General features: G+C 71.7%; 24 protein-coding genes and 1 pseudogene. 9 read left to right on the top strand and 16 right to left on the bottom strand.

Translation table 11 applies throughout. The features are described from left to right. Nucleotides 1-176: 176 nt before the first annotated feature. Nucleotides 177-1,526 (top strand): DUF2252 domain-containing protein, encoded by a 1,350-nt coding sequence (locus ADK36_RS45475; protein WP_048587398.1) that lies wholly within the window; start codon nt 177-179, stop codon nt 1,524-1,526. A gap of 10 nt (nt 1,527-1,536) precedes the next feature. On the opposite strand, the gene ADK36_RS45470 is transcribed toward ADK36_RS45475, so the two are convergent. Next, nucleotides 1,537-2,310: an alpha/beta hydrolase gene (locus ADK36_RS45470; RefSeq protein ID WP_053201727.1), complete on the bottom strand. Its 774-nt coding sequence runs from the start codon at nt 2,308-2,310 to the stop codon at nt 1,537-1,539. 242 nt (nt 2,311-2,552) lie between these two features. On the opposite strand from ADK36_RS45470, the gene ADK36_RS45465 reads away from it, so the two are divergent. Then, on the top strand, nt 2,553-2,840 hold the full coding sequence (locus ADK36_RS45465; protein WP_048587396.1) for a hypothetical protein: 288 nt from the start codon (nt 2,553-2,555) through the stop codon (nt 2,838-2,840). Nucleotides 2,841-2,852: 12 nt separating this feature from the next. On the opposite strand, the gene pspAB is transcribed toward ADK36_RS45465, so the two are convergent. The 4 genes from pspAB to glnA all read right to left on the bottom strand — a co-directional run bounded on the left by pspAB (nt 2,853) and on the right by glnA (nt 6,320). Next, on the bottom strand, nt 2,853-3,437 hold the full coding sequence (gene pspAB / locus ADK36_RS45460; RefSeq protein ID WP_048587395.1) for a PspA-associated protein PspAB: 585 nt from the start codon (nt 3,435-3,437) through the stop codon (nt 2,853-2,855). Between the two features lie 2 nt (nt 3,438-3,439). Next, nucleotides 3,440-4,357, bottom strand: coding sequence for a zinc metalloprotease HtpX (gene htpX, locus ADK36_RS45455; protein WP_053201726.1), 918 nt, complete (start codon nt 4,355-4,357; stop codon nt 3,440-3,442). A gap of 144 nt (nt 4,358-4,501) precedes the next feature. Beyond that, a complete protein-coding gene (locus ADK36_RS45450) occupies nt 4,502-4,771 on the bottom strand; it encodes a hypothetical protein (RefSeq protein WP_048587399.1) in 270 nt (89 codons plus the stop codon). Nucleotides 4,772-4,910: 139 nt separating this feature from the next. Continuing rightward, a complete protein-coding gene (gene glnA / locus ADK36_RS45445) occupies nt 4,911-6,320 on the bottom strand; it encodes a type I glutamate--ammonia ligase (protein WP_048587393.1) in 1,410 nt (469 codons plus the stop codon). A 197-nt stretch (nt 6,321-6,517) separates the two neighbouring features. Here glnA and ADK36_RS45440 point away from each other — a divergent pair, with 197 nt between their 5' ends. After that, a complete protein-coding gene (locus ADK36_RS45440) occupies nt 6,518-6,985 on the top strand; it encodes an RDD family protein (protein ID WP_048587392.1) in 468 nt (155 codons plus the stop codon). 95 nt (nt 6,986-7,080) lie between these two features. On the opposite strand, the gene ADK36_RS45435 is transcribed toward ADK36_RS45440, so the two are convergent. The 4 genes from ADK36_RS45435 to lipB all read right to left on the bottom strand — a co-directional run bounded on the left by ADK36_RS45435 (nt 7,081) and on the right by lipB (nt 10,496). Beyond that, nucleotides 7,081-7,782, bottom strand: coding sequence for a DUF4191 domain-containing protein (locus tag ADK36_RS45435; RefSeq protein WP_030049668.1), 702 nt, complete (start codon nt 7,780-7,782; stop codon nt 7,081-7,083). A gap of 66 nt (nt 7,783-7,848) precedes the next feature. After that, nucleotides 7,849-8,049, bottom strand: coding sequence for a hypothetical protein (locus ADK36_RS45430; protein WP_048587391.1), 201 nt, complete (start codon nt 8,047-8,049; stop codon nt 7,849-7,851). Between the two features lie 257 nt (nt 8,050-8,306). Beyond that, nucleotides 8,307-9,272: a lipoyl synthase gene (gene lipA / locus ADK36_RS45425; RefSeq protein ID WP_048587390.1), complete on the bottom strand. Its 966-nt coding sequence runs from the start codon at nt 9,270-9,272 to the stop codon at nt 8,307-8,309. 423 nt (nt 9,273-9,695) lie between these two features. Further along, on the bottom strand, nt 9,696-10,496 hold the full coding sequence (gene lipB / locus ADK36_RS45420) for a lipoyl(octanoyl) transferase LipB (protein ID WP_048587222.1): 801 nt from the start codon (nt 10,494-10,496) through the stop codon (nt 9,696-9,698). A 281-nt stretch (nt 10,497-10,777) separates the two neighbouring features. Here lipB and ADK36_RS45415 point away from each other — a divergent pair, with 281 nt between their 5' ends. Further along, the gene (locus tag ADK36_RS45415) at nt 10,778-12,217 is read left to right on the top strand and encodes a hypothetical protein (RefSeq protein WP_048587221.1); all 1,440 of its coding nucleotides are present in this window, start codon (nt 10,778-10,780) and stop codon (nt 12,215-12,217) included. A gap of 129 nt (nt 12,218-12,346) precedes the next feature. Here the strand turns inward: ADK36_RS45415 and ADK36_RS45410 are convergent, their stop codons facing one another. Both ADK36_RS45410 and ADK36_RS45405 read right to left on the bottom strand, forming a co-directional pair. Then, the gene (locus ADK36_RS45410; RefSeq protein ID WP_048587220.1) at nt 12,347-13,720 is read right to left on the bottom strand and encodes an NAD(P)/FAD-dependent oxidoreductase; all 1,374 of its coding nucleotides are present in this window, start codon (nt 13,718-13,720) and stop codon (nt 12,347-12,349) included. 215 nt (nt 13,721-13,935) lie between these two features. Beyond that, entirely contained in the window at nt 13,936-14,835 is a 900-nt protein-coding gene (locus ADK36_RS45405) for a TIGR01777 family oxidoreductase (protein ID WP_078916790.1), read from the bottom strand. Between the two features lie 69 nt (nt 14,836-14,904). On the opposite strand from ADK36_RS45405, the gene ADK36_RS45400 reads away from it, so the two are divergent. Further along, nucleotides 14,905-15,402, top strand: a complete 498-nt coding sequence (locus ADK36_RS45400; RefSeq protein WP_048587218.1) for a GNAT family N-acetyltransferase — start codon at nt 14,905-14,907, stop codon at nt 15,400-15,402. Between the two features lie 53 nt (nt 15,403-15,455). On the opposite strand, the gene ADK36_RS45395 is transcribed toward ADK36_RS45400, so the two are convergent. After that, nucleotides 15,456-16,640, bottom strand: coding sequence for a MarP family serine protease (locus ADK36_RS45395; protein ID WP_048587217.1), 1,185 nt, complete (start codon nt 16,638-16,640; stop codon nt 15,456-15,458). 931 nt (nt 16,641-17,571) lie between these two features. Here ADK36_RS45395 and ADK36_RS45390 point away from each other — a divergent pair. Further along, nucleotides 17,572-18,315 carry a peptidoglycan recognition protein family protein gene (locus tag ADK36_RS45390; RefSeq protein ID WP_107083966.1) on the top strand — a complete coding sequence of 248 codons (744 nt, stop codon included), beginning with the start codon at nt 17,572-17,574 and terminating at the stop codon, nt 18,313-18,315. An 89-nt stretch (nt 18,316-18,404) separates the two neighbouring features. After that, a pseudogene (locus ADK36_RS50865) lies at nt 18,405-18,639 on the top strand (RNA polymerase subunit sigma-24); the annotation flags it as partial. A 28-nt stretch (nt 18,640-18,667) separates the two neighbouring features. Here ADK36_RS50865 and ADK36_RS45385 read toward each other — a convergent pair. Then, a complete protein-coding gene (locus tag ADK36_RS45385; RefSeq protein ID WP_048587215.1) occupies nt 18,668-19,291 on the bottom strand; it encodes a TetR/AcrR family transcriptional regulator in 624 nt (207 codons plus the stop codon). Nucleotides 19,292-19,389: 98 nt separating this feature from the next. On the opposite strand from ADK36_RS45385, the gene ADK36_RS45380 reads away from it, so the two are divergent. Then, nucleotides 19,390-20,727, top strand: coding sequence for an alpha/beta fold hydrolase (locus ADK36_RS45380; protein WP_053201724.1), 1,338 nt, complete (start codon nt 19,390-19,392; stop codon nt 20,725-20,727). Nucleotides 20,728-21,033: 306 nt separating this feature from the next. Here the strand turns inward: ADK36_RS45380 and ADK36_RS45370 are convergent, their stop codons facing one another. Continuing rightward, the gene (locus ADK36_RS45370; RefSeq protein ID WP_048587213.1) at nt 21,034-22,161 is read right to left on the bottom strand and encodes a lipid II:glycine glycyltransferase FemX; all 1,128 of its coding nucleotides are present in this window, start codon (nt 22,159-22,161) and stop codon (nt 21,034-21,036) included. Between the two features lie 218 nt (nt 22,162-22,379). Between ADK36_RS45370 and ADK36_RS45365 the strand changes: the two genes are divergently transcribed. Further along, nucleotides 22,380-22,598, top strand: a complete 219-nt coding sequence (locus tag ADK36_RS45365) for a hypothetical protein (protein ID WP_048587212.1) — start codon at nt 22,380-22,382, stop codon at nt 22,596-22,598. A 10-nt stretch (nt 22,599-22,608) separates the two neighbouring features. Here ADK36_RS45365 and ADK36_RS45360 read toward each other — a convergent pair whose 3' ends face one another. After that, nucleotides 22,609-23,127: a DUF4240 domain-containing protein gene (locus tag ADK36_RS45360; RefSeq protein WP_048587211.1), complete on the bottom strand. Its 519-nt coding sequence runs from the start codon at nt 23,125-23,127 to the stop codon at nt 22,609-22,611. 103 nt (nt 23,128-23,230) lie between these two features. Continuing rightward, complete coding sequence (locus ADK36_RS45355) at nt 23,231-24,205, bottom strand: helix-turn-helix transcriptional regulator (protein WP_053201722.1); 975 nt, start codon at nt 24,203-24,205, stop codon at nt 23,231-23,233. Nucleotides 24,206-24,316: the final 111 nt, after the last annotated feature.

Below are 24,316 nucleotides of genomic sequence, written 5' to 3'. Positions count from 1 at the left end.
TCACTGCGAATCAGGAGGTGGCGGACCTCGCCCCGAGCGGGCGCGGCAGCGGGAGGTGCGATGGGCAGGCACGGCATACGACGGCCGGTGCGCGGGGCGGCCGTACACACACCGATGCACGGGGCGGCCGTACCCCCACCGGCGCACGAGACGGCCGTACACAGAACCGTCTCCCCGTGACGACCCCCGCCACCCCCGCCGACCGGGCCCTCCGCGGCAAGGCAGCCCGCAAGCAGGTCCCCCGCTCCGCGCACGCCGCCTGGATCCCCGCCGTCGACCGCCCCGACCCCGTCGCCGTACTGGAACGCCAGGGCCGCGACCGGCTGCCCGAGCTGCTGCCGATCAGGTACGGCCGGATGGCGTCGTCCCCCTTCGCCTTCCTGCGCGGCGCCGCCGCCGTGATGGCCGCCGACCTGGCCGCCGCCCCGCACACCGGCCTCACCGTGCAGCTGTGCGGCGACGCCCATCTGCTCAACTTCGGCCTGTACGCCTCCCCGGAGCGCTCTCTGCTCTTCGACCTGAACGACTTCGACGAGACGTTCTGCGGCCCGTTCGAGTGGGACGTCAAACGGCTCGTCGCCTCGGTCGCCGTGGCCGCCCGCGAGATCGGCCACCCGGAGGCCAAGGCCCGCCACGCGGCCCTGGCGGCCGTGACCGCGTACCGCACCACCATCCGGCGGCTGGCCCGGCGCGGCGAACTCGACGTCTGGTACACGAGCATCGAGGCGGAGCAGCTTCTGCCCCTGGTCCGCTCCGCCCGTGACCGCCGCCGCGTCGAGGCCAGCCTCGGCCGCGCCCGCCGCCGCACCAGCCTGCGGGCCTTCGACCGGCTGACGGAGGTCGTCGACGGGCGCCGGCGCATCGTCCACGACCCGCCGCTCCTCGAACCCGCGGGCACCTCCGACATGGCCTCCCTGCGCAAGACCTTCAGCGACTACCGCTCGACCCTCTCCGAGGAGCGCCGCCTGCTCCTCGACCGCTACCGCTTCGTCGACGCCGCCCGCAAGGTCGTCGGCGTCGGCAGCGTCGGGTTGCGCTGCTTCATCGTCCTGCTCGCCGGACGGGACACCGACGACCCGCTGTTCCTCCAGATCAAGGAGGCCCGGCCGTCCGTACTGGAGGAACATCTGCCGAGTGGCCCCTACGTCCACCCCGGCCATCGCGTCGTCGCAGGTCAGCGGCTGTTGCAGGCGGCCAGTGACATCTTCCTCGGCTGGATGTCCGGACCGCAGGGCCGCGCCTTCTACTGGCGTCAGCTGCGCGACATGAAGGGCTCCGCGGACGTCGCCGCGATGAGCCCGGACGACCTCCTCGCCTACGCCCGCCTGTGCGGCACCGCCCTCGCCCGGGCGCACGCCCGCTCCGGCGACCGCATCGCCATCGCCGGCTACCTCGGCAGCGCCGACACCTTCGACCGCGCCGTCACCGACTTCGCCCTGGCGTACGCCGACCAGACCGTCGCCGACCACGCGACCCTGGGGGCGGCCGTCGGGGCCGGGGTGGTCAGGGCCGCGCCCGGGGTCTGACCGGCGTCGGCTACCGCACCCGCTCGGCGGGCCACGCGCGCGTGGCCGACGCTCCCTCGTCACCCAGGCCCGCCAGTACGGCCGTCACGAACTCCCGCCGGTCCTCGGCGTGTTCCTCGAACCACAGCCCCAGCATGTGCTCGGCGTCCGGCACGTCGAACCGCGTGAACCGCGCGCGAGCGGCCAGCGCGTCCTGTACCGCCTGCGTCACGGCCGGCGGGATGATCGTGTCCGTCCCCGGCACCGCGAGGACCGCCCGCCCCTCGTACGTCCGCAGCACATCGAGCGCCGGCGCCCCACGCCAGCCGTCGGGCCTGCGGATGATCTCGCTGAAGTGGCCGTTCCCCTCGCCGAACGGCACGTCCCACGCCTCCTGCGCGTACACGGCGGGGGCGCAGAGCCCGACCGCCGCCACGCGCCCGCCGTAGTGCCCGACGAGATCCGTCACCGTCTGCCCGCTCATGCTGAAGCCGACCACGATCAGCGGGCCGTCCGCCGGAACGCGCGCGTCGATGACGGCGACCGCCTGCTCGAAGCGGCGCCGCAGGCTCAACTCCCGCAGCTCACCGGTGCTTTCGCCGTGCCCCGAGAAGTCGAAGGCGAGCCCGCGGCAGCCGCGGGACACGAACTCGGTGAGCAGCGGGAGCAGCCGCTCCTTGCTGCCGTTGCCCGCGCCGTGCAGCAGTACGACGGTGGCCGGGTCCGGGCCGTCGGCGTCACCGCCGTACACACCGCTGAGCAGTTCGCCGTCATGGCCGTGGGTGAAAGAGGAGAGCTCGATCATGGGCCCCATTCATTCACGGCACCCGGGTCGCGGGAAAAGGGGGTGCACGGCCGGTGACCGGATCCCTACGCTGGACACGCGTAACGGAGCAGCTCACGCCGCTTCGCGCAGGGCAGGCGCCACCCTGCGGGCTCGGGGCTACTCTCTACGCACCGACGGCCGGTCGCCCTTCCCCAGCGCCCCGTCGGGGCATCGGTCACCGCTCGAGATCCAGAATCGACCCACGCTCACGGAGGCCCGTGATGGGCACCATCGTCATGTCCGGGACCGTCGTCCTGGTGATCCTAGGATTCGACAACCACCTCTACTGGCTGGCCGCCGTCGCGGTGCTCTTCCTCTACCTTCAGTACGGCCGGAGCTCCTCCGCGCCGAGGGGCGGGGCCGGGGGAGGGGCCCCGTCGGGAGGTTCCATGCCCGCGGACTACCGCTCCTACCGCGACCGCCGCGACATGCAGGCCAAGTGGGAGCGCCGCTACCGGCGCGAGCGTCCTTTCGAGGCCCGTCGCCAGCAGCGCGAGAAGAGCAAGTGAGATCGCCCCCGGTCACAGGCCGGGGGCACCCCAGACCGGGAACCAGCGGCTCAGGTCCTGCTCCATCCGCAGGTCGTTCGTGAGGAGCGCCTTCACCCGCAGCTCCAACGGGTTGTCCCGTCGCTCGGCGGTGCCGGCCAGCGGTGCGAACGGATAGAAGGTGCCCCGCTTGTAGAGGTAGACGAGGGCGAGCCGCCGGGCCTCGTCGTCCTCGAACCCCGCCAGCGAGCACAGCAGCTGCGGCCCGAAGCCGTTGACCTCCATCGCGCTGTTCACCGCGTGCAGGTCGTTGACCAGGTCCGGCAGCTGGTCGGGCTTGCGCGTGGAGACCAGCCACGAGTAGCCGTAGCCGTCCCGCGTCAGCCGCACCGGCCGGCCCTCGCGCTCGGCGTCCGCGTCGAGCAGCGCCTGCACCTCGCGGTGCGTCTGCGCGAAGGCGGCGCCCTCGACCGTGGCGAAGCACACCGCCCCGTCGCCGGTCGGCCGGAACCCGGCCGCCGCCTCCAGGGTCACCGCCGCCGAGGGGAGCCCGAAGAGCCGGTCGAGATCGGGCGCGACCGGCTTCGTACGGCCGAACAGGATGTCCAGCAGCCCCATGCTCACACCCCTCCGGGAGTCGCGGCCTCGCCCAGCTCGGAGGAGATCCGCCCCAGTTGGTCGAGCCGCTGCTCCAGGCTCGGGTGGGTGGAGAAGAGCCGCGCGACGCCGGGCTCCCGGCCGAACGCGGGGGTGAAGTAGAAGGCGTTGAAGGCCTGCGCAGTCCGCAGGTCCTTGGACGGGATCCGGGCGATGTCGCCGGAGACCTTGGTGAGCGCGGAGGCCAGCGCCGAAGGCCGTCCGGTGAGCAGCGCCGCGGCCCGGTCGGCGGCCAGCTCCCGGTACCGGGACAGGGCCCGGATCAGCAGGAAGCTGATCGCGTAGACGGCCGCCGACACGCCCATCACGGCGGCGAAGATCACGGCGGTGTTCTGGTCCCGGCGCCCGCCGCCGAACAGCTGGCTGTAGAAGGCGAACCGCACGATCAGCCCCGCGATCACCCCGAGGAACGAGGCCACCGTGATCACGGCGACGTCCTTGTGCGCCACATGCGACAGCTCGTGCGCGAGCACACCCTCCAGCTCGTCCGGCTCCAGCCGGCGCAGCAGCCCCGTCGTCACACAGACCACGGCATGATCGGGATTGCGCCCGGTCGCGAACGCGTTCGGCATGTCCATCTCCGACACGGCGACCACGGGCTTCGGCATGTCGGCGAGGGCGGACAGCCGGTCGACGACCCCGTGCAGCTCGGGATACTCCTCCCGCTCCACGACCCGCCCCCGCATCGCGAACAGGGCGACCCGGTCGGAGAACCAGTACTGCGCCCCCAGCAGCCCCGCCGCCACGACCACGACGAGCACCCAGGACTTCAGCAGCACGATCAACGCGGCCACGAACGCCACGTACAACAACCCGAGCAGAAACAGTGTGATCCCCATCCGGGCGGTCAACCGCCGATCACTCCGGAACCGGCTCTGCATCTCGCATCACCCCGCGCGCACTCAGGCACTCGTCCCACTGCCCAGTGTGCACCCGGTGACCCCCATGAACGGGTCGTGATCGACCCTAGGGCCAGCAAAGCCCGGGGCGCCGCCAGCCAAAGCCCAGGGGCCCGCCGGACCGGCCTAGTAGCCCGCGCGGAAGTTGATGTAGCCCAGCAGCACGATCACCCCGGCGACGCAGCCCAGCACGATGGCCGTGGACACCCAGCTCGACCGTCGCTGCCGCCGTGCCACATGATCGGGCTCGGCCCGGAACGGCACCGGACCGGGCGGGTTCTCCTTCCAGCGGGCGGCGAGCATACGGGCCCGCGCCGAGGGCTCCTTGTGCTCGGCGTTGTCCGCCCATCTCAGGTCGAACTCGCGCTCCTGGTCGTCGTGTTCGTGCTCGGACATCCCGTCCACCCCCGTGTCGTCTCATCGGCAGAATAGAACATACGCCCGCGCCCCCGCTGTCAGGACAACAGCGGGGGCGCGGGCGTATGCCTCGGTGCGGGAGACCGATCAGCCGTCGATCAGACGTCGACGGTGCCGATCACACGTCGAAGTACAGCTCGAACTCGTGCGGGTGCGGACGCAGCTGCAGCGGGGCGATCTCGTTCGTCCGCTTGAAGTCGATCCACGTCTCGATCAGGTCCGGCGTGAAGACGTCGCCCTGGAGGAGGAACTCGTGGTCGGCCTCGAGCGAGTCGAGGACGGCCGGGAGCGAGGTCGGGACCTGCGCCACGTTGGCGTGCTCCTCGGGAGCCAGCTCGTAGAGGTCCTTGTCGATCGGCTCGGCCGGCTCGATCTTGTTCTTGATGCCGTCCAGGCCCGCGAGCAGCAGGGCCGAGAAGGCCAGGTACGGGTTGCCGGAGGAGTCGGGCGCGCGGAACTCGACGCGCTTGGCCTTCGGGTTGGAGCCCGTGATCGGGATACGCATCGCGGCGGAGCGGTTGCGCTGCGAGTACACCAGGTTGATCGGCGCCTCGAAGCCCGGGACCAGGCGGTGGTACGAGTTCACCGTCGGGTTGGTGAAGGCGAGCAGCGACGGGGCGTGCTTGAGGATGCCGCCGATGTAGTAGCGGGCGGTGTCCGACAGGCCCGCGTAGCCGGCCTCGTCGTAGAAGAGCGGCTGGCCGCCGGTCCACAGCGACTGGTGGACGTGCATGCCCGAGCCGTTGTCACCGAAGATCGGCTTCGGCATGAAGGTCGCGGTCTTGCCGTTGCGCCAGGCGACGTTCTTCACGATGTACTTGAAGAGCTGGAGGTCGTCGGCGGCGGCGAGCAGCGTGTTGAACTTGTAGTTGATCTCGGCCTGGCCGGCGGTGCCCACCTCGTGGTGCTGGCGCTCGACCTGGAGGCCGGCCTTGCCCAGCTCCAGGGAGATCTCGGCACGCAGGTCGGCGAAGTGGTCGACCGGCGGGACCGGGAAGTAGCCGCCCTTGTAGCGGACCTTGTAACCGCGGTTGTCCTCCAGCGCACCGGTGTTCCAGGCGCCCGCCTCGGAGTCGATGTGGTAGAAGGACTCGTTCGCGCCGGTGGCGAAGCGCACGCTGTCGAACACGTAGAACTCGGCCTCGGGGCCGAAGTACGCGGTGTCGGCGATGCCGGTGGAGGCGAGGTAGGCCTCGGCCTTCTTCGCCACGTTCCGCGGGTCACGGCTGTACTGCTCGCCGGTGATCGGGTCGTGGATGAAGAAGTTGATGTTCAGCGTCTTGTCCCGGCGGAACGGGTCGACCCGGGCGGTCGACAGGTCCGCGCGCAGCGCCATGTCGGACTCGTGGATGGCCTGGAAGCCACGGATCGACGATCCGTCGAAGGCGAGTTCCTCGTCCGGGTCGAACGCCTCGACCGGCAGCGTGAAGTGCTGCATGACGCCCGGCAGGTCGCAGAACCGGACGTCGACGAACTTGACGTCCTCGTCCGCGATGAACTTCTTGGCCTCGTCGGCGTTCTGGAACATCCAGCTCCTCCTACTCCCGACCGTCCGACCGGGGTGGTAGTTCGTTCGTGCGGCCAGTGCGGTGGCACACGCTGTCTTCGACCCTAGGGACGGGTGATTTCTCGGGCGTGACCCATTTGTTTCGCACACGTTAACCGGACATCCCGTACCTCACCCCACCTGTCCACATCGCAAAACGGGCACAGTACGGTGGTCTGGTGGACAAGAGGCAAGCAATCGGATCCTGGCTCTCGGGCCCCCGCGCGGCCGCCGAGGACGCGGGTGTCGACTTCGGATACCGGGGTCAGCAACTCGGACTTCCGGAGGACGGGCCGGGCTCCATCGCCCGCCCGGGACGGCGGCTGGGAGCACTGGCCGTCGACTGGGGCATCTGCCTTTTGATCGCATACGGTCTCATCACCGACGGCTACGGTCAGGCGACCGGCAACTGGGCCCTGCTCCTGTTCTTCCTGATGAGCGTCCTGACCGTCGGCACCGTCGGCTTCACTCCGGGTAAGCGCCTCTTCGGCCTCCGCGTGGTCACCCTGGAGACCGGCACGGTCAACCCGCTGCGCGCCCTGCTCCGCTCGGCCCTGCTGTGCGTCGCCATCCCGGCCCTGATCTGGGACCGCGACGGCCGGGGCCTGCACGACCGGCTGGCCGGCACCGTGGAAGTCCGCATCTAGCAGTCGTACATCCGGCAGTCGTACGACGAAGGGGCGCCCGGAGTGATCCGGGCGCCCCTTCGTCGTGTTCGTCGTACGTTCTCGTACGAGGGAGATCAACGGGCCTTCGGCCCGCCCTTCGGGAGTTTCATGCCCTTGGGCATAGGGCCTTTCGGCAATGGCATGTTGCTCATCAGATCCCCCATCGCCTTCAGCCGGTCGTTGGTGGCGGTCACCTGGGGGCCGGTCAGTACGCGGGGCAGCTTCAGCATGGTGGTGCGCAGCTTCTTGAGCCCGACCTGGCCCTCGCCCGTGCCGACGATCAGATCGTGCACCGGCACGTCCGCGACGATGCGGTTCATCTTCTTCTTCTCCGCGGCCAGCAGGCTCTTCACCCGGTTCGGGTTGCCCTCGGCGACCAGCACGATGCCGGCCTTGCCGACAGCCCGGTGCACCACGTCCTGGCTGCGGTTCATCGCCACCGCGGGCGTCGTCGTCCAGCCCCGGCCGATGTTGTCCAGTACGGCCGCCGCCGCGCCGGGCTGGCCTTCCATCTGCCCGAAGGCCGCCCGCTCGGCCCGGCGCCCGAACACGATCGCCGACGCGAGGAAGGCGAGCAGCAGGCCCAGGATGCCGAGATAGATGGGGTGACCGATCAAGAAACCGATCGCGAGGAAGACACCGAAGGTGACGATTCCGACAGCCGCGAGTACAAGACCGATCTTCTTGTCGGCCCTGCGGGTCATCTTGTAGGTCAGAGCGATCTGCTTGAGTCGCCCGGGGTTCGCAGCGTCCGCTGCCGTGTCCTTCCTCGCCATGCCACGAAGTCTACGTGGCCCCGGAAGCGCCGACGACGGCAGTGCCTTGACGGGACGGGGGAGGGGTCAGGGACGGACGACGGTGGCCTGGTCCAGTACGCGCTGTGTCTCGACCCGGTCCTTGGCGCGACGGCGGTCCTCCAGTACGGAGGTCCATGCGTTGCGGCGGGCGGTGCGCTGGCCGCTGCTCATGAGCAGCGACTCGACGGCACGCAGTGCAGTGGTGAACGACGGGATGGCGGTGGCGCGAACGGGCGCGGCCTGCATGGTGGAGGTCCCCCCTCGGGATGGCGGCTTTGGTGAGCGGTGTACGGGGTGTGCAACCAGCGTCACTGATTGGTGTTACCAGGGCGTGACCGACCGGTCAAACACCAATGAAGCCTTGATACGCGCCCCGAAATGCTTGACGCGGCCCTGATGGCCCCCCTATCTGCGGGGACGTCCCAGGGCCGCGTCAATCGGTGACTACCGAGGGGTAGTTGCTTGTGCGCAGATTCACACGCAGCTGGTGGCACTCCGTGCCACTAGACGGCCTGTGAGGCGACGTAGGTTCCGCGCTTCTCGACGGCCATCTGGTAGAGCCGTCCGGCGCGGTACGAGGAGCGCACCAGCGGGCCGGACATGACACCGGAGAAGCCGATCTCTTCGGCCTCCTGCTTCAGCTCCACGAACTCCTGCGGCTTGACCCAGCGCTCCACCGGGTGGTGGCGCACGGAGGGGCGCAGGTACTGCGTGATGGTCACCAGCTCGCAGCCCGCGTCGTGGAGCTGCTGGAGCGCCTCGCTGACCTCCTCGCGGGTCTCGCCCATGCCGAGGATCAGGTTGGACTTGGTGACCAGGCCGTAGTCGCGGGCCTCGGTGATGACCTTCAGGGAGCGCTCGTAGCGGAAACCGGGGCGGATGCGCTTGAAGATCCGGGGCACCGTCTCGACGTTGTGCGCGAAGACCTCGGGGCGGGAGGCGAAGACCTCCTGGAGCAGCTCCGGTACCGCGTTGAAGTCCGGGGCGAGCAGCTCGACCTTGGTGCGGCCGGCCTCGCGCTCCGCCGTCTGCTGGTGGATCTGGCGCACCGTCTCGGCGTACAGCCAGGCGCCGCCGTCGGGGAGGTCGTCGCGGGCGACGCCGGTGATGGTGGCGTAGTTCAGGTCCATGGTGACCACGGACTCGCCGACGCGGCGCGGCTCGTCGCGGTCGAGCGCCTCGGGCTTGCCGGTGTCGATCTGGCAGAAGTCACAGCGCCGGGTGCACTGGTCGCCGCCGATGAGGAAGGTCGCCTCGCGGTCCTCCCAGCACTCGTAGATGTTCGGGCAGCCGGCTTCCTGGCAGACCGTGTGCAGGCCCTCGCTCTTCACGAGGCTCTGCATCTTCGTGTACTCGGGGCCCATTTTCGCCCGGGTCTTGATCCACTCGGGCTTGCGCTCGATGGGGGTCTGGCTGTTGCGGACCTCCAGGCGCAGCATCTTGCGTCCGTCGGGTGAGACTGCGGACACGTCGGCTCCCTGTAGCTTCGATTCTTCGGCGTACACCAGGGTACGCCCGTGCGTTTTGCGTCTCCGGGCTGGGCAACCTTGCGGAACGTCGGCGCATTCCTGCGCGCCCCGCGTTTCCTCGCCCCCGCCGCCCCTACCCGTCCCATCCCTGGGGGCTGTGCCCCCAGACCCCCGCATCGGCCCTGCGGGCCTTGTCCTCAAACGCCGGACGGGCTGAAAAACTCAGCCCCTCCGGCGTTTGAGGAGCGGGGTCTGGGGCGGAGCCCCGGAAGGGGCGCGGGGCTGTATCGATGTGCGGCTCCGCCGCGTGGGCGCGACCGGCCCCCTCCCGCCCGCACCCGAAAGGCAACCGGGGTCGAAGGGGCGGAGCCCCTGGGGATGGGACGGGTAGGGGCGGCGGGGGCGAGGAACCCCGGGGGTCTGTCACGCGGCCGGGGTTCTCTCGATCTCCCGGGGCTTCAGGTCCGCGTTCTCCAGTACGTCCTTCAGATGCCGCTCCGCGACCGGCAGCACCTCGGCGATCGTGACGTCCCGGCCGAGTTCGTTCGCCAGGGAGGCGACGCCCGCGTCCCGGATCCCGCACGGGATGATCTTGTCGAACCACTTGTTGTCCGGGTTCACGTTCAGCGCGAAGCCGTGCATGGTCACGCCCTTGGCGACCCGGATCCCGATCGCCGCGATCTTGCGGTCCTCACGCCGCTGGCCCGCGTTGGACGGGGCGTACTCGGGGCCGTTCAGACGGGGGTCGAACTCCTCGTCGGTGAGACGGGGGTCGAAGTCCAGGGACAGCCCGCCGAGCGCTGGGCGCTGCTCCACCGGGTCGCCGAGGACCCATACGCCGCTGCGCCCCTCGACCCGGGTGGTCTCCAGGCCGAACTCCGCGCAGGTGCGGATCAGGGCCTCCTCCAGCCGACGTACGTGCGCCACGACGTCCACGGGGCGGGGCAGTTTCTGGATCGGGTAGCCGACCAGCTGGCCCGGGCCGTGCCAGGTGATCTTGCCGCCGCGGTCCACGTCGACGACCGGCGTGCCGTCCAGGGGCCGCTCGTTGTCCGCCGTGCGCCGGCCCGCCGTGTACACCGGGGGGTGTTCGAGCAGTAGGACCGTGTCGGGGAGCTCGTCCGCGAACCGCGCCGCGTGCACCCGGCGCTGCTCGTTCCACGCCTCCTGGTACTCGACGGCGTCCGCGCCGAACCCCATACGGACGAACCGCAACTCACTCACGGCAAGCGCCTCCCTAGAAGCACCGGAAAGTCGTAAGGCACAAAGCGTGCCTACGCCACTGTACGACCGGCTTGTTCGGGTGACGTCTCACGGCCCGCGTCAGCCCGGTAGGGCAATCCTCACACGATCGGATGAATGGGCGGCGAAATGTGCGATCGGGTGCTTACTCTCCGCTACATTCGCGCCGTTCGGGCAGGCCAAAAGGGCTGCTCACCGGCAATCCGGGCACCCGCGGCCGCACCGGCCACGCGAGGTCCCAAAGGCAGGAGACCGCACCGCAGATGACGGAACGACCCGCGCAGCGCACTCCCAACCGCCAGCTCGCCGCGCTCATCGCAGAAGCGGGATTCTCCAACGCGGGTCTCGCCCGCCGGGTGGACCAGCTCGGCCTCGAACACGGGCTTGATCTCAGATACGACAAGACCTCGGTCACGCGCTGGCTGCGCGGCCAGCAGCCACGCGGTACGACACCCGCCCTCATCGCCGAGGTCTTCACACGCCGCCTCGGCCGTCGGCTCTCCGCCCAGGACCTCGGCCTCGACGCCTGCGCCCCCGTGTACGCGGGCCTGGAGTTCGCCGCCACCCCCGAGGAGGCCGTCGACATCGTCAGCGGCCTGTGGCGCAAGGACTCCGGCAGCCACGCCGAGCTGCGCAAGATCGCCTTCACCCCGGCCGGTCTCGTCGTGCCCAGCCGGGACTGGCTGATCGGCCGCGCCGACGAGAAGGTCGCCCGGGGCGAGCCGATCGCCCGCATCCCGGTCCAGGGCCGCCCCACGGCCGTACCCCGCCAGCGCAGCCAGGGCGAGCGCGGCCCCGGCCAGAAGGTCACCGGTGGCGACATCGCGGCGCTGCGCTCGGTCGGCGAGCTGTTCCGCTCCCTCGACGACATGTACGGCGGCGGCCACGCCCGCCAGGCCCTCGTGCGCTACCTGGAGCACGAGTGCGAGCCGATGCTGCGCGGCACCTACGGCGAGCAGACCGGCCGCCGCCTGTTCGCGGCCGCCGCGGACCTCACGCGACTCGCGGGCTGGACGTCGTACGACATCGCGGCGCACGGGCTCGCCCAGCGCTACTTCGTGCAGTCGCTGCGGCTCGCGCAGGCGGCCGGGGACCGGGCCTTCGGCTCCTACGTCCTGGTCACCATGAGCCGCCAGGCCGTCTATCTGGCCCACGGCCGCGAGGCCGTCCAGCTCGCGCGCGTGGCCCAGCAGGGCGTGGGCGCCAGCGCGCCGCCGGTCGTGCAGGCCCTGCTGCACGCGTGCGAGGCGCGCGGGCACGGCGTGCTGGGCGAGGTGCGCGCCTGTACGGCCTCCCTGGTCCGGGCCGAACGCGCCCTCGAAGCGGCTCGCCCCGGCGACGACGTGCCGCACTGGGCGCGGTTCTTCGACGAGGGGCAGCTCGCCGACGAGTTCGGGCACTGCCACCGGGATCTGCAGCAGTTCCGGGCGGCGGCGCAGCACGCGGAGCGGTCCTTGCAGTTGCGTGCGCCCGCGTACGCCCGCAGCCGGTTGTTCTGCCGGGTCGTTCTCGCCTCTGCGCGGCTGGGGCTCGGTGAGCTCGATCAGGCCTGTGCGCTGGGGGCGGAGGCGGCGGGCGCGGCGGCGGAGATGCGGTCGGTGCGGGCGGTCGAGTACGTCAAGGACTTCGAGCGGAGGTTGGAGCCGTATCGGGATGCGGCGCCGGTGCGGGGGTATCGCGACAAGGTCGCGGCGTTCGGGTAGAGGGCTCGCCGTAACTCCGACCGTGTGTACTGCCCTTGCGTCACGTTGTGGCTGGTCGCGCCCCCGCGGCGGAGCCGCAGATCGACACAGCCCCGCGCCCCTCACGGGGGCGCGGGTGCCCTGCGCCCTTCAGGCCGCCGCCCTTAACGGCTCCGCCCTGTGCAGGGAACCGGCCGCTCCCAGGTCCGCCAGGATCGCGGCCGCCGCCCTGTGGGCCGAGTGGAGGGCGCCCTGGGTCGTGCTGGTGTCCCGGTGGTCGCCGCACACGTACAGGCCCGCCAGCAGGCGCACCGGGCGGCGCAGGTCGTGCGGCGGGCGCATCGCGGGGACGGCCTCCGGGGTGTGGTGCACGGCGAGGGTCTCCCAGCGTGCCGTGGAGGTGCCGTAGAGGCGGGACAGGTGCATGCGTACGGCCGTGTCGATGTCGGACGGCGGGGTGCCGAGGACCGTCGACGAGACGAGTGCCCGGCCCGCCGGCGCGCGGCTGGGGTCGACCTGGCTCATCACCGCCGTGTGCGCGACCGGGCCGCCCCGGTCGGCGTCCAGCATCAGGGAGGCGCCGGTCGTCGGCGGCTCGTCGGTGGTGTGGTGGACGACCGTCACCGGGTGGAAGTCCGGTACGCGCAGGCCCGGCAGCAGCTCGGCGGCGGTCCGTGCGTCCGTCGCCAGCAGGACGGCCCGGCACGGTATCTCGCCGTGCTCCGCGGTGGTCACCGATGTCGTGGCGACCGACGTGACCCGCACGCCGGTGTGCACGGTACCCGGCGGCAACGTCCGGGCGAGCAGTTCCGGCAGCGCCTCGGCGCCGCCCTCGGGCACACACAGGCGCCCGCTGGCGAAGGCCCGCAGCGCGAGATCCGCGCACCGGCTGGACGTCGTCAGCTCCGGGTCGCACAGCAGCGCGGCGAGCAGCGGCCGTAGGAAACCGTCGATCGTGCGGGCCGGTACGCCCCGCTCCGCGAGGGCCTGCGCGGCCGGCAACTCCGGGCGGGCCAGCAGCCGTTCGACGGGCGCGATGGCGAGGCGGGCGAGCGCGGCGCCGAGCCGGGCCTGGTCGACCGCGGTACCCAGCGGGGCGCTCGCGCGCACCCTCGGCAGGGTCGTCTGCCCCGGGATGCCCCGCACGGACGCCGCCCGAGGGGCGCTCGCCAGGGCGCGCACCGCGTGGAGTGCGCCCCTCGCGCTCCGTGGCTTGGCGAACGCGCCCGCGCGCTGTCGGCGCCCGTCGCTGTGCAGCAGTACGCCCGGCGCGAAGGGGCGCAGGGCCAGCGCGTCGAGGCCGGGTGTCAGACGTAGTTCCGGATACGACGTCGACAGAAGCTGTCCGATCCGGTCGAGCCGGAACCCGTCGATCTTCTCCGTCGACATGCGGCCGCCCGGGCAAGGGGCGGCCTCCAGGACTGCGGTCCTCACTCCTGCGCTGGTCAGTCGATGCGCCGCGGAGAGTCCGGCGACCCCGGCTCCCACGATGACGACGTCCGCCTGGTACGCGGGCTCAAGCACGTGCCCCTCCTCGAGGTTGCGCGGCCGGTGGAGACGTCATGCCCCCAACAGGCTTAGGGGATACCCGAGTTCGGGACGAGGTTAGGGCTGTGATCGGTCAGAAACAGTCGCGCATGGGCAGAGCACGGTCGCACGGCGGTCGCATACGGACGTCCGCTCCTGGGCGTCGGCTCCTGTCCGACCGTGCTGTGCGGCCGTCCGGACGGGCGCCGGAATTACTGGGCGGCCGCCCGGATCGCCCCCTCGATCTCCGGGAACGCGAAGGTGAACCCCGACTCCAGCAGCCGCTTCGGCAGCACCCGTTGGCTGCCCAGCACGTCCCCGGCCATCTCGCCGAGGACGGTCCGCAGTACGGGCGCCGGGACCGCGAAGAGCGTCGGCCGGTGCAGCACGCGCCCCATGACCTCGGTGATCTCACGGTTCGTCAGCGGCTGCGGCGCGGTCACGTTGAACGGCCCCGACAGACCGTCGGTGTCGATGAGATGCCGGATGGCGGCCACCTCGTCGTGCAGCGAGACGAACGACCAGTACTGCCGCCCGTCCCCCATCCGCCCGCCCAGCCCGGCCTTGAACAGCGGGAACAGCCGTCCCCAGGCCCCGCCCCGCCGGGCCACCACCAGCCCCGTGCGCGGGAACACCGTCCGGACGCCCGCCTCCCGCGCGGGCGCCGCCGCACCTTCCCACTCCACGACCAGCGAGGGCAGGAAGCCCTCCCCGGGCGGGGCGCTCTCGTCGACGGTCCGCTCGCCGGTCTCGCCGTAGTAGCCGATCGCGCTGCCGTTCACGAAGACCCGCGGCGGCGCGTCCAGCGAGGCCACCGCCTCCGCCAGCGCCGCCGTACCCAGCACCCGGCCGCTCCGGAGCTTCGCCTTGTACGCCTCCGTCCAGCGCCGCGAACCCACGTTGGCCCCGGCCAGATTGACCACGACGTCGCAGCCCGCGAGCCCGGCCGTGTCCACGTACTTCCGCTCGGGATCCCACCGGACCTCGTCCGCCGAGCGGGGCGCGCGCCGCACCAGCCGGACCACCTCGTGCCCGTCCGCGACCAGGGACCGCACCAGGGCCCCGCCGATCAGCCCGGAGGAGCCGGCCACCGCGATTCTTGAAAGTTCCATAACCACATCCTGCCCGTGCTCACATAAAACCCCGGTCGGCTCCCGTCCCCCGGTCATAAGGTGACGCCCATGTCCGAGTCGTACGTACCCCGTATACGCGCCGCCCTGCCCGACGACGAGGAGGAGCTCTCCCACCTCGACCGTGTCACGTGGTCACCGCTGCACGCGGTCATGCCGCAGCCGCAGCCGCCCTACCCGCCGTTCTTCACCGACCGGCACACCCCCGGGGACCATCTGGTGGCGGAGCTGAACCGTCGTATCGTCGGATACGTCCGTCTGGGCTTTTCCACCCCGCTGGCCTGCAACACGCACGTCCGGCAGATCCAGGGCCTCGCCGTCGCCGAGGAGGCGCGCGGCCACGGCGTCGGCCGGGCGCTGATCCGCGCGGCCGTCGAGGAGACCCGCCGCAGGGGCGTCCGCCGACTCACCCTGCGCGTCCTCGCCCACAACACACCGGCTCGCAAGCTGTACGAGTCCGAGGGGTTCGTGGTGGAGGGGGTGCTGCCCGAGGAGTTCTTCCTGGACGGGGAGTATGTGGACGACGTGTTCATGGGGCGAGGTCTCTGACCCGGGCAACGCCCGCATGCCCGTAGGCCCGCGTGCCCGGACATCCCCTCGCCTCAGGACGTGACGAGGTTCCCCGTGTCGACCGGTGCCGTGGCGTTCGCCGCGCGCTTCGCGTCGGAGGCGACCTCGGCCGCCGTCAGGACGTAGCCCGTCTCGGCGTCGGACGTCGAGCGGGCGAAGACGACGCCGAACACCTTGCCGTCGGTGGTCAGCAGCGGGCCGCCGGAGTTGCCGGGGCGGACGGTGGAGCGGATCGAGTAGATCTCGCGGGTGACGGTCGCGTCGTTGTAGATGTTCTGGCCGGTCGCCCGCACCCGGTTCGCGACCGTCGCCGCCTGGAGGTTGAGATCGCCGTCCTCCGGATAGCCGGCCACGACCGCCGAGTCGCCGCGCGTGGCGTCGTCGTCGAACCGGAGGACGGGGGCGCGCAGCTCGGGGACGTACAGCACGGCCACGTCCCGCTGCGGGTCGAAGAGCACCACCCGCGACGCGTACGACTGCCCGACGCCGCCGACCCGGACGCCGGGTTCGTCGATGCCGGCCACGACGTGGGCGTTGGTCATCACGTGCCGGGGGGAGTAGACGAAGCCGCTGCCCTCGCGGCCCTGGGTGCCCGAGACGCCCTCGATCTTGACGGTGCTGAGCTTGGCGGCGTTGGTGGCGGCGGCTGTGACGCTGTCGCCGGTGGGCTTGGCGACCTCGGCGGTCGACTCGTTCTCGAACGGGTTGAAGACCTGGGGGAAGCCCGCCTCGGTGAGTGCGGTGGTGGCCCGCGAGAACCAGGCCGGTGTCGCGTCCGGCATGGCGTCCTGCACGGTTCCGAGGAGCCGGGAGTCCCGGATGGCCGAGGTGAGCAGGGGCGAGGAGGAAGCGGCGAGGACACTCGCGGCCACCCAGGCCACGATCAGCACGGCCACCGAGTTGGCCACGGCCCCGCCGACGCCGTCGGCCACCCTGAGCGGGCCCCGGTCCAGCTCCCGGCGCAGCCGCAGGGCCAGCCGCCCCGCAAGCTCGTGGACCACCACGGCCGGCACCAGCACCGTGAGCACGGCGGTCACGGTCGCCGACGTCGTCCCCGGCGTGACCAGGTCCATCATCCACGGCAGGATCCATACGCCGATCACCGCGCCGCCCACGAAACCGGCCAGCGAGACGCAGCCGGCCACCAGTCCGCGCCGGTAGCCGGACGCGGCGTAGGCCAGGATCACCAGCAACAGCAGGATGTCGAGCAGGTCCACAGAGCCGCCTTTCTCTCGGACCCCTTAGTACGCGCGGAAGCCGTCTGTTGATCAGCACGCGCACACGCGCCGCCGGGAACCGGCCACGCTGAGTTCACCTGGAGAAACGCCCCGGACCGGGATGATGGTTCCACCGCGTGTCACACCACACATCGCGGGCGGACCGGATCCGTCGGACAGTAGGACCATGCGTGCCTTCCGACGGGTCACCCCAAGGGTCTTCCGGCGAACGCGGGGGAGACGAAGACCTCGTGCCGTGCGAATACCGTGGGCTGCGGGGATGGCGTGGGATGCGCCGAGGGGCGGCGCGGCGCGGCCGGTGGGTGAGACTGCTGGGCAGGCTTCGTGCGCGCCGGGTGCGGATGGCGGGCGGGAGGCGTCGCGAGGACTCGGTGTGGGCGGGGAGCCGCAGGAGCGTGTCCTGCCGGATGAGCCGCGGGTGCGGGAGCGGTCGTCGGTCGTGGGGGAAGAGCCGGGCGCCCCGGACCAGCCGTCCGTGCTGGGTGAATCGCCGGTGCGGGACCGGCCGAGCGTCGCTGGTCGGCCTGGCGCTCAGGAGGAGCCGGGGGCGGGGGATCGGGCGGGCGCGTCCGGCGAGCAGGTGGTGTGTGAGCGGTCGGCCGCGTTGGACGAGTCGGCCGTGCGGGAGCACTGGGCCCAGCCGGAGGAGCCGGGTGCGCGGGTGCAGCAGGTCGGGGCGGGTCGGGGGGCCGTGCGGGCGCCCGGTGCTGCGCAGCCACCTCGGAACCGCTACCGCCACTGCCACCGCCCCCGGCCCCGCCGTCGGCAACGGCCTCGGGCCCGGTGGCACGCTAGGGCCCGGCTGTCGTCCCGCGACCAGGTGCGGTCCCGGAGTCGGCGCCGGCTCCGGTCCGGAGGGCTGGGCCGGACCCGGTTGCGACCGCCCGCGGGGTGGCGCGTTCCGCCCGTTCTGGTCGTGCTGCTCGGCTGTCTGCCCGGCCTCGCCGCCGTCCTCGCGCTGGCATTGTGCGCGAGCGGGGTCGAACGTGTCGTCGCGGCGTCCGCGCGGCCGGTCGCGGCGCGTCCCGGCGCCTCGCATCAGGCGGCCCGGCCGCCCATCGTCCCGAGGTCGGCCTGGCTGGACGACGACACCCGGCGTGCCCAGCCACCACCGCGCTACGACGACCGGGTCGTCGCCGTCTTCGTCCACCACACCGACTCGCCCAACGGCTACGACTGCGCCGACGTGCCCCGCATCATCCGGTACCTGTACGCGGGCCAGACCGGCTCCCGCGACTGGGACGACATCGGCTACAACTTCCTCGTCGACCGCTGCGGCACCATCTACGAGGGCCGCGCGGGCGGCATCGACCGTCCCGTCACCGGCGCCCACACCCAGGGCTTCAACCACCGCAGCACCGGCATCGCCGCCATCGGCACCTTCACGGCCGGGGTGCCGGTACCCAAGGCGATGACCGACTCGATCGCCGCGCTGGCCGCGTGGAAGCTAGGGAAGACCGACACGGACCCGCGCGCGAAGGTCCGGCTGACCTCCAGCAACAGCCACAGCCGCTACAACTCCGGCACCACCACCATGCTCCCGGCCGTCGCCGGCCACAACGAGGGCTACATGACGAGCTGCCCGGGGGCGGCCCTCATCGCCCGCCTCCCCGAGATCAGGGACACGGCGGCCCTCCTCCAGGGCAGACGCTGACGGGCCCGCCGCGCGGATCCATGCGGGCTTCAACCAGGCATGCGTCCGCCTCGCTCGCCACGGTTCGAGGCGGACCGCCAGGAACGGCGGGAGCCCGCGCCACGTTCGCCGGCGCCGAGAACGTGCCCGGCAGCTCGCCTCCGGCTATCCGCTCCTGGCCCGGGTGGACGTGACGTTCGAGCCGCACGAGATCAACGTCGAGCCGGCGCGGTCTTCCGCGACCGGGAGGGCAAGGTCCTCCACACCCTGGCCCTTGAGGTGCTCGACGGACAGATCCACACCATCCGCTCGGTGATCACCCCCGACAAGCGGGGCCACCTGTGAGACAAGCCCGACGGCAGACGCGTTGACCTCACGCTCGCCCGGAGGGTTCGTCGTGCCGGAGACCGCGGAACACCGCCGGCGTCGCCCAGCCGCGCAGCGTGGCGTGGATCGACGACCCGAACGCGTCCTCCGCCGTGGCGGCGTCGAAGGCCCCGGCGAGTTCGAGGGTCACCAGACCGTGCAGGGTCACCCAGAGCGAGACGGCGATCGATGTCGCCGGGCCGTCGAGGACGGACTCCGTCACGGCCCGGTCGATCGCCGCGATGAGCGGGCGTACGGGGTCACTCGTACCGACCGCTCCCGACGGCTTGAAGGACTGCACCCCACCGAACAGCACCGAGTACAGGTGGCTGTGCTCGCGTCCCCATCGCCGGTACGCGGCGGCCAGCGCGTAGATGTCGGCGAGGGGATCCTCGGAGGTCGGCGCCGCCGTAACGGCCCGGAACAGGCTGGTGACGGCTTTGTCGCGGACCGCTCCGATCAGCCCGTCCTTGCCGCCGAACAGCGAGTACACCGCCGCCGTCGACGCCCCGGCGGCCGTGGCCACGGCCCGGACGGTGACCGACTCCTGCGAACCGGTGGCGAGCAGCTCGGTCGCGCACTCCACGAGCCGCTCTTTGACGGTCTCGTCGTTCGTCCTCGGCCTACCCATGACGAGAAGCCTACCGTCTTTGCTAACGTTGTTTTGAAACGCTGTTCTGAAACGACGTTCCGAAACAGGTTCCGAAGCGCTGGAGGCTCACTGTGCCCATGTTCCCCATCCGCCTGGCCGGCCTGGCCCGCCTCACCGGCCGCTTACTCCTGGCCCTTGCCGCCGTCACGACGCTGGTCGTCGTCTTTCTCGTGTCGATCGTCCTCACGGACGGGGCAAGCTCGGGAACCGCCGCATGGTTCACGGCCGTCGGCGTCGGGACCGTCGCCGCGCTGTGGCGGGGGCGGCGTCGTACCGGGGCGGCACGGCTCGTGCCGTTCCTGCCGGTGGTCGTCGCGGCGGCGTTGACGGCGTCGGTCTGCATACCGACCGCGCCCACGGCCCGGCGCCACCCGCCCGCCCTGCCCTTCGTGGCCACGCAGCACTGGAGTCTGGCCACCGGCAGCCGCGTCGCGGTGTACCACTACCCGCCCGCGAAGCACAGCACCAGGCAGCCCGTCCCGTTCGTGTACCTCAACGGCGGACCGGTCCGGGGCATCTCCCTGCTCGACCATCGCTTCCTGCGGCTCCTGGCGCGGCAGGGCTACGACGTCTACGCCTACGAGCAGGCCGGCGGGGGCCGAAGCGACCTGCTGGCCATGGACCAGTACACGATCTCCAGGTCGGTCCGCGACCTCGCCGCCTTCATCGACCGTCTGGACAGGGGCAAGGTCGACATCCTCGGATTCTCGGCAGGCGGGGTGACGCTGACGCGGGCCCTGGCCGACCCCGGCGTCGCCGCCCGCATGCGCCGGGCGATCATCGCCGAGCCCGGCCCGATGGACGGCCCCACCGCGCGGATCACCGGACACAGGGGCAGGGAATCCGCGCGCGACCTCGCGCCCGCCATGACCGGACCGCGATCGACGCACGTCCCCCGGTACGCCGTGGCGTTCGGCCTCATGCGGCTGGGCCTCCTCAGCCCCGAGACCGGGCTGATCGGACAGGCCGAGGGCGCCAACGCGTTCACCGCCGCCGACCTCGGCAGCGACACCGCGTCCGCCTACTGCGCGCGTGACGCCCACCGCATCCCGACCGAGGACAGCGCCACGAACTTCTCCTTCAGCCCCGCCGCCAGCCTCCGCGTCCAGCGGACGGTGCGGGACTCCCCGTCCATCGCCCCGCAGCTGAGGCGCTCCCGGACTCCCGCGATGCTGATGATCGCCGAGTGCTCGTCCCAGACGCGTCAGTGGGCGACCTCCATCCTCGCCAACGGCCCCGCCGTCCAGCGCACGCAGTACATGCCCGGAGTGGGCCATCGCCTCTGGAACGGCCTCGACGACAACAACGACCGAGCCGCCGCCGTCATCAGCGCGTTCCTCCGGGACGAGCCGGCCCCCCTGCCCGACTACCCGACCCGCGACGGGATCCCGGCCTTCCTGCGCGACCACAGGTGACCGCGTCGCATGACGGACGGTCACATGACGGACAAGCGCATGACGGACAAGCGGATAAGGGGAGGACGCCGTGCGCGGTGGCCGGACACAATGCGGCCATGGCTGATCATCTGCGCAGCGCCCCGCGCCCGGACTTCCTCGACAAGCCCACCCTGAGCGGGGAACGGGTACTGCTCCGGGCGGTCACCGTCGATGACGTGCCCGCGCTGATGCCGATGTTCCGGGACACGGAGGCAGCACGGCTGACCGGCAGCCATGAGGCCGGCGAGCCCGACGAGGCGCGGATCCGCACCTGGTACGACGCCCTCACCGCCGCCCGAGATAGACCCCCAACGCCCGCTGGAGCACCTTCCCCTGGCTCCCCACCGGCAGCTCCCACTCACCGAGGCGCTCCACCGCCCGGCCACCCGCACCCGTCTTGAACAGGAGCCGGCCGCGCAGGCGGTCCTCGGTGAGGCTGGGGGTGATGGAGCGCAGGTCGTAGGTCCCGGCGCCCGCGGCTCGCGCGTCACCCAGCATCCGCCACAACAGCGCGCTGCTGGGCCGCAGTTCGCGCCCCCGGCGGCCGGACGCGGCATACGAGTGCCAGACGCGGGAGCCGACGCTGATCATGAGTGCCGCGGAGAGCACCTCGCCGTCGTACTCGGCGACGTAGAGGCGCAGCCGGTCGTCGTCCTCGGCGTTCAGGGCCGCCCACATGCGCCGGAAGTAGTCCAGCGGGCGGGCTTTGAAGCCGTCGTGGGCGGCGGTCGCGGCGTACAGGCGGTGGAACTCGGGCAGGTCGGCGGCCGAGCCCCAGGAGACACGGACGCCGGCTGCCTCCGCGGTGCGCAGGGACTGCTCCCAGTGCGGCGCGAGGGCGCCGCGCAGCTCGTCCACCGAGCGCCCCGCCAACGGGATCTCACAGCCGTAGCGCGGCTGCCCGAGGCCGAAACCGCTCACCTCGTCCTCCTCGCACCGCCGCCACCCGAGCCGCCGCAGCCGCTCCGCGGCGTCGAGTGCGTATCCGTCGATGCCGTCCGGGGGCAGATCGCGCAGATGACCTACGTCGGGGTCGGCGATGCCCGCCGCCACGGTGGCCGCGTCCCAGTGGCGTACGACGAGGGGCGGGCCGATCCGGACCGAGAACGCCCCGATCCGCTTCAGGTGGGCGACGAGCGGATCCAGCCACCGCTCCAGACGCGGAGCACGCCAGTCGATCGCCGGACCGTCGGGCAGGTAGGCCAGGAAGCGTCTGGTCCCGGGCAGCGGCCGGTACAGGACGAGCGCCGTCGCGACCAGCTCCCCGTCCTCGAACCAGCCCACGCTCTCCGGCAGCCAGTCGGGCTTCACGTCGCCCCACTCGGGGATCTGGAGATGGCTCGTGTCGGGATACCGCCGCAGCTGGGCGAGGTGCTCCGCGCGCGGTATCTCCCGCACGAACAGGCTGGTCATGGGCAGGGTGCTCCTGGTCGGGGGCGGCCACCCTAAGCCGCGGATCACGGAACGGGTCAAGAGACGGGGTGTGAACGTTCCCGACCCGCCCGGTGACGTCGGTCACCAGGCGAGAACGTCTCACAGGTTTCTCGTAGCCGAGTCAAGGGTCACCCCGAGACAGCCTCCCTATCGTCCTTCCTGTCGTCATGCACACGCACTGACCGGAGGTGGGGATCATGAGCAGCCGCAACAGCGACAGCAGGGGGAACAGCAACAGCAGCAAGCGTGTCTGGACCGTCGTCTGCGCGGTCGTGACCGTCGTCCTGGGGCCGGCCGCCGTCACGGCGTCCGCGCTCGACCAGGCCAACAAGGCGCCCATGTACCACGCCGTCAAGGCCGAGCCGGCGCAGGCCTACCTCCCGTCGGACCTGAGCCGCAGGCGGGCCGCGGCCTGAGACCGCGGGGTCAGTCCTTGAACCGTTCCCACAGCTTGGGATACCGCTCCGCCAGCGCCCGTTCGTTCTCGAAGTCGACCGGGGTGCCCTCCGGTTCCGCGGGCGCGGGCGGGATGCCGAGGTCGGGGGCCACGGTCCCGGTGAGCTGTTCATAGGCCTCGTCCGCGGCGTAGCCCAGTTCCTCGGCGTCGCCGTCGAACTCCTCGTCGAAGTCGTCCAGCAGGTCGGCGAGCGAGTCGGGATCGTGCACACCGCCCTCGTACACCTCGCGGCCCTGGCCGATCAGCCAGCACCGGAAGAAGTCGAACGCGTCGTCACTGGCCCCGTCCAGCAGAACCCACGCGGCGCCCCACAGGTCCCAGGTGTACGCGCGGTTGTAGCGGGCCTCGAAGTGACGGGCGAAGTCGAGCACCGCGTCGGGGTCCTGCTGGAGCAGCCGGTCCACGAGCAGGTCTGCCTGCTCCTCGGGGTCGCCCTCGGCGGCCTCACGGGCCCCGTCCACCAGCTCCCAGAACTCCGTCTCGTCCATCACGGGTCAAGCATCGGCCCTGCGCGGGTGGGACGCACGTGGAGTGGGGCGGATTGTTATGCGCGTGCGCCCTTTGCCGCCGTACCACTCACCCCCGTACCACTCACACCCCGTACAGCGCGGCCAGCCGTATCGCGTCCCGTGCGAAACGCTCCCGCAGCTCCACCGGTGCCAGTACCTCGACCTCCGGGCCGAGCGCCGCGAGCTGGGTGTGGGCGACCTCCTCGGACTCCACCGGGAGCGTCAGCGTCACCCAGCCGTCCCCGTCCGGGGCGTCCGCTGCCCGGACCGCCTCCCGGGCGGACTGGGGATCGACCGTGTGTGGCAGCTGCCGCACCCCGTACGGCGACACCCGCACCACGACCTCGGTTCGCAGCAGGGACCGCGCGAACTGCTCGGCCCGCTCGTCCCAGAAGCCCGGCAGATCGAAGTCGTCGTCCCGCTCGAACCGCTCGGCACCGGGGTCCACCGCCGTGAAGTGTTCGAGGCGGTAGACCCGGTACGAGCCGCGGCCCGCGACCCGGGCGCACAGATACCAGACCCCCGCCTTCAGCACGAGCCCGTACGGCTCCAGCTGCCGCTCGACCTCGCTCTCCCCGCGCCGGTACCGGGCAACGATCCGCCGGTCGTCCCACACCGCGTCCGCGACGGCCGGCAGCAGCTCGGGGGTCTTCGGCTCCTTGAACCAGTTCGGGGCGTCCAGATGGAACCGCTGGGCGGCGGAACGGGAGGCGTCGCGTACCGACGGCACCAGAGCCGCCGACACCTTCAGCCGGGCGGCGGAGGCGGCGTCCTCCAGCCCCATCTCCCGCAGCGCTCCCGGCACCCCGGACAGGAACAACGCCTCGGCCTCGCTCCGCGCGAGCCCCGTCAGCCGGGTCCGGTACCCCCCGATGAGCCGGTACCCTCCGGCCCGCCCCCGGTCGGCGTAGACCGGAACCCCTGCCTCCGACAACGCCTGCGCATCCCGCGTGACCGTCCGCTCGGAGACCTCCAGCTCGCGCGCCAACTCGGCGGCGGTCATGGAGGGCCGGGACTGGAGGAGCAGCACCATTTTGATCAGCCGGGCAGCACGCATGCCCTCATATTGCCTCGCCCCCGCCGCCCCTACCCGTCCCATCCCTGGGGGCTGCGCCCCCAGACCCCCGCTGTCGGCCCTGCGGGCCTCGTCCTCAAACGCCGGACGGGC

Origin of the sequence: Streptomyces viridochromogenes, assembly GCF_001270495.1 — a bacterium.
GTDB classification, from domain to species: domain Bacteria; phylum Actinomycetota; class Actinomycetes; order Streptomycetales; family Streptomycetaceae; genus Streptomyces; species Streptomyces viridochromogenes_A.
The sequence above is the reverse complement of the archived record's forward strand: the minus strand, read 5'-3'. Positions and strand labels throughout refer to the sequence as shown.